6 protein-coding genes are annotated in these 7843 nt (G+C 27.5%); 3 read left to right on the top strand and 3 right to left on the bottom strand.

The genetic code is table 11. From position 1 onward, the window contains the following. Nucleotides 1–18 precede the first annotated feature (18 nt). From AVBRAN9333_RS00945 to AVBRAN9333_RS00955, 3 genes are all read right to left on the bottom strand, one after another. Nucleotides 19–1131 (bottom strand): glycerate kinase family protein, encoded by a 1113-nt coding sequence (locus AVBRAN9333_RS00945; protein WP_336609280.1) that lies wholly within the window; start codon nucleotides 1129–1131, stop codon nucleotides 19–21. 75 nt (nucleotides 1132–1206) lie between these two features. Further along, nucleotides 1207–1599: a hypothetical protein gene (locus AVBRAN9333_RS00950; RefSeq protein ID WP_336609281.1), complete on the bottom strand. Its 393-nt coding sequence runs from the start codon at nucleotides 1597–1599 to the stop codon at nucleotides 1207–1209. Continuing rightward, nucleotides 1577–2335: an exodeoxyribonuclease III gene (locus AVBRAN9333_RS00955; RefSeq protein ID WP_214117957.1), complete on the bottom strand. Its 759-nt coding sequence runs from the start codon at nucleotides 2333–2335 to the stop codon at nucleotides 1577–1579. Before AVBRAN9333_RS00955 ends, AVBRAN9333_RS00950 begins: the two co-directional genes overlap by 23 nt. A gap of 57 nt (nucleotides 2336–2392) precedes the next feature. Here AVBRAN9333_RS00955 and AVBRAN9333_RS00960 point away from each other — a divergent pair, with 57 nt between their 5' ends. From AVBRAN9333_RS00960 to AVBRAN9333_RS00970, 3 genes are all read left to right on the top strand, one after another. Then, nucleotides 2393–3910, top strand: a complete 1518-nt coding sequence (locus AVBRAN9333_RS00960; RefSeq protein ID WP_336607186.1) for a phosphoethanolamine transferase — start codon at nucleotides 2393–2395, stop codon at nucleotides 3908–3910. 227 nt (nucleotides 3911–4137) lie between these two features. Next, complete coding sequence (locus tag AVBRAN9333_RS00965; RefSeq protein WP_336609282.1) at nucleotides 4138–5097, top strand: tetratricopeptide repeat protein; 960 nt, start codon at nucleotides 4138–4140, stop codon at nucleotides 5095–5097. Between the two features lie 123 nt (nucleotides 5098–5220). Further along, the coding region (locus AVBRAN9333_RS00970) for an Ig-like domain-containing protein (protein WP_336609283.1) at nucleotides 5221–7843 on the top strand (2623 nt) is incomplete at its 3' end.

The raw sequence follows: 7843 nt of genomic DNA on the forward strand, positions 1-7843 counted from the left end.
ATATCTCCTTGTTAAAAATTATTTTTTAGCAAGAAAAGTTTGCAATACATTAAACGAAAGCTCATTTAAGCATTGATAGGCAATGCTATTTTGCATTAATTCATTTTTTGTTTTATTAGAAAATGCTTTTGTTAAAGAAAAGCAATTTTTAAAATCACTATTATTTAAACCACAAAATATTATTAATTTTTTATCATAAATTTTACAAATTTGATTAATTTCTCCGATTACTTTTCCCATTAAACTTTGATTATCAAAAGCACCTTCTCCTGTTATTATTAAATCAGAGTTTTTAATCAATTCTTCAAGATTTAAAAGGTTTTTAATATACGAAAAACCACTTTCAAATTCCGCATTTAAAAATGCTTTAAAGCCAAATCCAAGCCCACCAGCAGCACCACAACCTTGAAATTGTGAATAATCTTTAGCTAAATATTTTTCACAAACTTTTGCAAAATTTTTTAAACCCAAATCAAGCATTTTAATTTCATCATCATTTGCACCTTTTTGCCTTGCATAGACATACGCTGCACCATTTTCTCCATATAGTGGATTTTTCACATCACAAGCTATTTTAAAGCTGCAGTTTTTAAGCTCTTTTAATACATTTTTATCATTTATTTTTGCAATTTTTATTAGATTTTCTCCGATAGGTTTTAAAATATTTTCAAATTCATCTAAAAACTCGTATCCTAAAGCACTTAGCATTCCTATTCCAGCATCATTTGTAGCCGAGCCACCAATGCCTATTATAAACTCATTTGCACCATTATTAATAGCGTCTTTTATAGCAATACCTAGTGAAATTGTGCTAGTTTTGCAAGGATTTTTTTCATTTTCATTAAGAGCGATTAATCCTGCAAATTCTGCCATTTCAAAATATGCTTTATTTTCTTTTAAAAGATAATAACCCTTATAATCTCTAATACCATAAGCATTTTTTAAGTTTAAATAGATTTTTGTAGCATTGATTTTATCATTTATACTTTCTAAAAAACCTTCTCCACCATCAGAAATAGCTAGTTGAATTGAGTTTATATTTAATTTATCGCAAGATTTTTTGATAGCGTCGTTTGCTTGTTTTGAACTAAGAGAGCCTTTAAAACTATCGCAAATAATTAATGCTTTCATTTTTTTATCCTTTTAATTACAAAATAAATTAGTAAAAAACTAAAAAATAAAGTAGCACTTATATCAAGTATAAATTCATTCATAAAAAATCTCCGTTTTTTTAGGTAGCATTAGGGTATTATCTGTGTATTTTAGATATTTTAGCTTTAGCGCATAAATTTTGTGATTTAGTGCAAAATTAGCAGCCTTATATGTATTTAAATAAAGCTTTTTTTGGGTTTCATTTGCTAATAATAATTTTCCTATTATTTGAACGCCTTTAATTGGATTGTTTGTATAAATTGCTGCACTTAATAATTCATCTAATTTAATATGCCTTGAAGTAGGCGATGAGATAAAAAGCAATGCTTCATTAATCTCATCAAATTTATAAAATAAAGTAGCCGAATAAGGCTCATTTGTAGAAACTACGCAAATATTGTTAGAATTTAAAAACTCATTTATTTTAGATTTCAATATCAATACCAACAGGACAATGATCAGAGCCCATTACATCGCTTAATATAAAGGCGTCTTTTAAATAAGGGGTAAGATTATTTGATATGAAAAAATAATCAATTCTCCAACCAACATTTCTATTTCTAGCAGCTGCACGATAGCTCCACCACGAATATTTTTCAGGAATATCTCCGTTTATATATCTAAATGTATCAACAAATCCAGCATCAAGCAATCTATCAATCCACTCACGCTCAATTGGTAAAAATCCACTTGTTTTTTCATTAGCTTTTGGGTGAGTTAAATCTATTGGGCGGTGTGCTGTATTTACATCTCCACAAATTATGATTTTTTTACCTTCTAATAATAATTTTTTTAAATATTCTAAAAAATCATCATAGAATTTCATTTTATAATCTAATCTTTCATCACCGCTTTGTCCGTTTGGAAAATATATATTAAACAAAACAATATCTTTAAAACTATGCTCTAAAACTCTTCCTTCATCATCAGGAAAAAATTGGGCAAATCTACTCTCGCATTCAAAATTTAAAAAGCTCATAACACCAGAATATCCAGCTCTTTTTGCTGAATTTGATTTAATATCTTTAAAGCCTAAATTGTTTATATCTTTTGGAAATTTATCAGGTGTTGCTTTTATCTCTTGAATACCTAAAAAATCAGTAGGGTATTTTTCTAAAAACGAAAACCCATCTTTATCACAAATTGCTCTTAAACCATTTACATTCCACGAAATTAATCTCAAAACTATTCCTTAAATTAAGTTATTTATAATGATAAAAACTATACAAAAAGGTAGTAAATGTTAAAGATAAATCCAATTTTATTTAATTTTGTTTTAAGTGCATATATAATTGCTTTGAATTATTTTTCTATGCTTGCATTTTTGAGTAATAAAATAAGTGATATTTATTTTTTTACAATAGTAAATATTATATATTTTACATTGATATTTTTAGTTGTTAATATATTATGTTTTTTTAGAATTTTGGCTTATATTTGTTCTATTATTTTAATAATATGCACTGGATTTAGTATATATTTTATTAAAACTTACAATGTAGTTATTGATGGAAATATGGTAGCTAATGTATTTTTAACAGACAAAAGAGAAATGAGCGATTTATTTTCTTTATCTTTTGTGTTTTTTATATTATTAAGCGTTGTATTACCAATAATTTTGCTAAAATTTATTAATATAAAAAAAGGTTATTATTTAGCTAAAATAGTTTCAATTATTTTAAGTGCTATATTGATTTTTGTCATAGTATTTACTAATTCTAGAACTTTTATACCTTTTATTAGAACTAATGATGACATAAGATATTACAATGTGCCATTTCATCAAATATATTCTGCTATCAAAATAACAAAATCAAAATTCACTCCTAAAGAAGAGATGGTAAAAATAGGGCTTGATGCTTCTATTCAAGATGATAATGAGAGCAAAACTTTTATTTTAGTAGTAGGAGAAACTGCAAGGGCAAAAAATTATTCTTTAGGCGGATATGCTAAAAACGATACTAATTTTTATACTAAGAATTTAAATATTAATTATTTTAGTAATTTTACATCTTGCGGGACTGCCACTGCTCAATCTTTACCTTGTATGTTTTCATTGCATGATAGGGTAGATTTTAAAAAAGGTGAAAATTATGAGAATGTTTTAAATCTTTTAAATCGTTTTATTGATGTGCGTTGGATAGATAATAATTCTGGAGGTTGTCAAAATGTTTGTAATGACATTAATTCTATTATTAAAAGTAAAGATTATGATGGATGGTTAGTTGATGAAACTAAGAATATATTAAAAAGTAAAAAAGATAAAAATACATTAATAATAGTGCATTTGCAAGGTTCTCATGGACCAAGTTATTATCTTAGATATCCAAAAGAATTTGAAAAATTTACTCCAACTTGTAATACAAATAAATTGCAAGAATGTAGCGAAGATAATTTATATAACACTTATGATAACACCTTGCTTTATACTGATTTTATAGTGGCTAGTTTGATTGATGTTTTAAAGACTGATAATGCTGATAAAAAAGCTTTATTTTATCTAAGTGATCACGGAGAAAGTTTAGGAGAAAATGGGTTTTATTTGCACGGAATGCCATATTATTTAGCACCAAAAGAGCAAATTCAAATTCCGGCTATTTTATGGACTAATTATGAGTATAACAATAAAGATAAACTTGATTTTAAACTATCTCAAGATAATTTATTTAGTTCTTTATTAGGGTTTTTTAATATTTCTACAAAAGATTATAGGAAAAACTATGATTTATTTAGCATAGATTTAGAAAATAATTTATAAATAATATAAAAAATAAAATATTTATAAAATTTTTATTTAGTTTAATATTATTTTAATAATTGTGTGGTTATAATACGCCATTCCTTGTTTTAAAGGGTTGCAGCTAATAAATCGTTAATCATTTTTCAACTATACTCCTAAATGCAACCCTTTTAATCTCTTTAGTATTTACGATTTTTACATATTATTTTTACTTTAATTTATTTGATATTTTTTAAGGAGATTGTATGAGAAAAATATTATTAGCTTTAGGTATTTTGGTATCTTTAAGTGCTAATGAAAGTTTGTTCGAAAAAGGTGAATATAAAAAAGCTTATCCTAATTTTAAACAAGAATGTAATAAAGATAATTCTAATGCTTGTTGTAGATTAGGAGAGATGAATGAATTTGGATTAGGAACGGGGATTTCTTATTCTTATGCTTATAAATATTATAAAAAATCTTGTGATTTGAATAACAAAAAAGCTTGTGGAAGTCTTGGAAAAATGTATTATCTAGGACTTGGTGTTAATAAGGATATAAAAAAAGCTAATGATTTATTGGATAATGCTTGTAAGAATGATATTTATGAAGCTTGTGATAATTATGCTTATTTACAAAAAAAAGAATATAAAGAATTTAAACAAGACGAATTATTTAAAGCTTGCAATGGTGGAATTGCTAATTCTTGTATAGAACTTGCTAATAATTTAAATCCTAATCAAGGAATTGATTTTTATTTAAGAGCTTGTGGTTTAGGCGATGATTATGGTTGTCAGATGGTGTCAAATTGGTATTTAACTACCCAAGTTGTTAATAATAAAATATCTAATTTTTCTGATTTAAGCGATAAAGAGTGTAATAATAAAAATTATAAAGCTTGCAAGTCAATAGGAGATGTTTATAGATATTTAAACAATATAGAAAAAACTCAAATGTATTATGAGCAAGGATGTGAATTAGATGATAAAGATTCTTGTGCTAGCTTAGCGGTATTACAAGAACATAATAATGATTTTGAAAAAGCTATAAAAAACTATGAAAAATCTTGTAAGATTGGCGATGGTTATTCTTGTTCTAGACTTGGATATATGTATGAAGATGGATTAAAAGATAATGATAAGACATATATCAAAACAGATTCTTCTAAATCAAAAAAATTCTTTCAAAAAGCTTGCGAATTAGGTTTTACTAAAGCTTGTAATTAATATTTTATACATTTTTTTGCCTTTTTTTGTAAAAATTATATTTTTTGCACTGAAGGGCAATAATAGAATTTATATATTTTCGTTAAATTAACCTTGTTTTGAAATTCAACAAGGAGAAATATTATGGCGGAAGCTGGGAAAATTATTAAATTAATAGGCGATGTTAAAGCTATTAATGTTAATGGTGAGAAGTCACTAAATGTAGGCGATGCAGTATCACTAAATGATACTATTAGAACAATCGGAAAAGATACAAGTGTTGATATAGAACTTAGCAGTGGCAAAGTTTTACATATTGTAGGAGATAATATTGCAAAGATTGATAATAGTATTTTAACAAGTGAAAGCTTTGAAAATGAAGCTGCAATTGATGATAAAATCAATAACTTAATCAATAACTTAGTAAATAACAATGGAGAAATAGAATTAGACGCAACTGCTGCTGGTGAAGCTGGTGCTGCTAGTGCTACTGGAACATTAAATGATGTTGTGTTTGACCAATCAGGTAGCGAAAGCACAGTTTATGCAGATGTATTATCAAGAGAAGTTGATAATAATGTTATTACTAACTTTAACAACAACGGCTTAGGTGCTGCAAATCTTAATGATTTATTAGCACAAGGTAATCAAGTAACACCTGAAATTAATGGAGAAGCTAACAATGGCGAAATTCCTACAATTCCAGGAAATAATGGTGCTAATGACAATGTAGTTCCTGAAAATCCAGAAAACAATACAGGAAACAATACTCAACCAGAAGTAAAACCTGAAGAAAAACCTGAAAATACTGAAGATGTTGTAACTCCAGAAGTAAAACCTGAAGAAAAACCTGAAGATAATAAACAACCTGAAGTTAAACCTGAAGAAGATAAAACTGAAGATGTTGTAACTCCAGAAGTTAAACCTGAAGAAGATAAAACTGAAGATGTTGTAACTCCAGAAGTTAAACCTGAAGAAAAACCTGAAAATACTGAAGATGTTGTAACTCCAGAAGTTAAACCTGAAGATAAACCTGAAGAAGATAAAACTGAAGATAATACTCAACCTGAAGCTAAACCTGAAGAAAAACCATTAAATTTAACTGCAAATGTATATGATAAAGATTCTAATATTGTAGATGGTAAATTAACAAATGGAACAGAATTTACTATAAAAGGTAGTGGAGCTACACCTAATTCTGAAGTAACAATAAATGTTATTGGTTATACATTAGATGGTAACAATGTAGCTCAAATCCATTTCCCTGTAAAAGTTACAGCTGATGCTAATGGTGATTATAGCTATACTTTTGACTTATCAAATGCTGAATTATTATATAAATATCATGTTGAGAATGGTAATAATAGTGTAGATAGCTCATTTAGTGTAGATAATATAGCTCCTGTAATAACAGATACTAAAGTAGAAGTTGTAGAAGGAAATGTAGTAGTATCAGGTAAAACAGAGCCAGAAGCGGTAGTTTCAACTCCTAATGGAGATAAGGCGACGGCTGACAAAGATGGTAATTTTGTAATTACTATTCCAAATGCTAGTGATAAGGTAGAAATTAGTGCAACTGATAAAGTTGGCAATACAAGTGTAAATCCAGCAATTATTGAAGTTCCAGCTTCTGAAAATAAACCTGAAGAAGATAAAACTGAAGATGTTGTAACTCCAGAAGTTAAACCTGAAGATAAACCTGAAAACACTGAAGACAATAAACAACCTGAAGAAGATAAAACTGAAGATGTTGTAACTCCAGAAGTTAAACCTGAAGATAAACCTGAAAACACTGAAGACAATAAACAACCTGAAGAAGATAAAACTGAAGATGTTGTAACTCCAGAAGTTAAACCTGAAGATAAGCCAGTAGCTCCAGTATTTGATAAACTTGTTATTACAGAAGTAAATGGTGATGATACTATAAAAGATCATTCAGCAACAGTTGATAGCAATAGCTTAGTGCTTAAAGGTAAATTAGAAAATTATCAAGGCGTAGCAGGAGATTACGAATTTGATATTCAAAGTAATATATTAAATAGCGTTGTAAATGATATTAAGGTTGTTGGACACATTGATGCAGATGGCACATTTACAATCAATCTTGATGCGAATATTATTGGTAATAATATTGGTTTAATTAAAGTTAAATTTGAAGGTAAAGCAGATGTTGTTACTATATTAGAAGATGCAAGTAAAGAAGTAGATGCTAAAGTTGATGTTGAAATTGCAGGCAATGGTGTTAATGTTGAAAATACTTTAAATAATAATAAGGTTCTTACAATTAGTGGAACAATTAAACCAGTTGATGCTAATGGAAATGCTGTTGAATTTGTTGAAAATAAAGCTCTTGTTAAAATTAATGATAAAGTTGTTGATGTTACATTTAATAAAGATGGCTCATTTACAACTACTTATACTCCAGAAAAAGATGGAGAAGTTAAGGTAGAAGTAACTTATAATGTAAATGATAAAATAGTATCTGATGTTGCTACAACGACAATAGACACTACAGCTCCATTATTAGGAGAATTAACAGGAACTCCAGATTTAAATGGTAATTATGTTGTAGAAGGTAAAACAGAGCCAAATGCAGTGGTAACAATAAATGGTAAAACTGAAGTAAAAGCTGATGCTGATGGTAACTTTAAAGCAACATTAAATGATGTAAAAGATGGTGAAAAATTAGAATTAGTAGCTAAAGATGAAGCTGGAAATATTAGTAATGTTGGCACAATAAACGCTAAGTTAGATACTAAAGAAGGCA

It is taken from the genome of Campylobacter sp. RM9333 (genome assembly GCF_020137705.1).
Classification (GTDB): domain Bacteria; phylum Campylobacterota; class Campylobacteria; order Campylobacterales; family Campylobacteraceae; genus Campylobacter_E.

Excerpts from the sequence above, each read along its gene's own strand:
- AVBRAN9333_RS00965 (WP_336609282.1), top strand. The coding sequence starts at position 4,138 with ATGAGAAAAATATTATTAGCTTTAGGTATTTTGGTATCTTTAAGTGCT.
- AVBRAN9333_RS00945 (WP_336609280.1), bottom strand. The coding sequence starts at position 1,131 with ATGAAAGCATTAATTATTTGCGATAGTTTTAAAGGCTCTCTTAGTTCA.
- AVBRAN9333_RS00960 (WP_336607186.1), top strand. The coding sequence starts at position 2,393 with ATGTTAAAGATAAATCCAATTTTATTTAATTTTGTTTTAAGTGCATAT.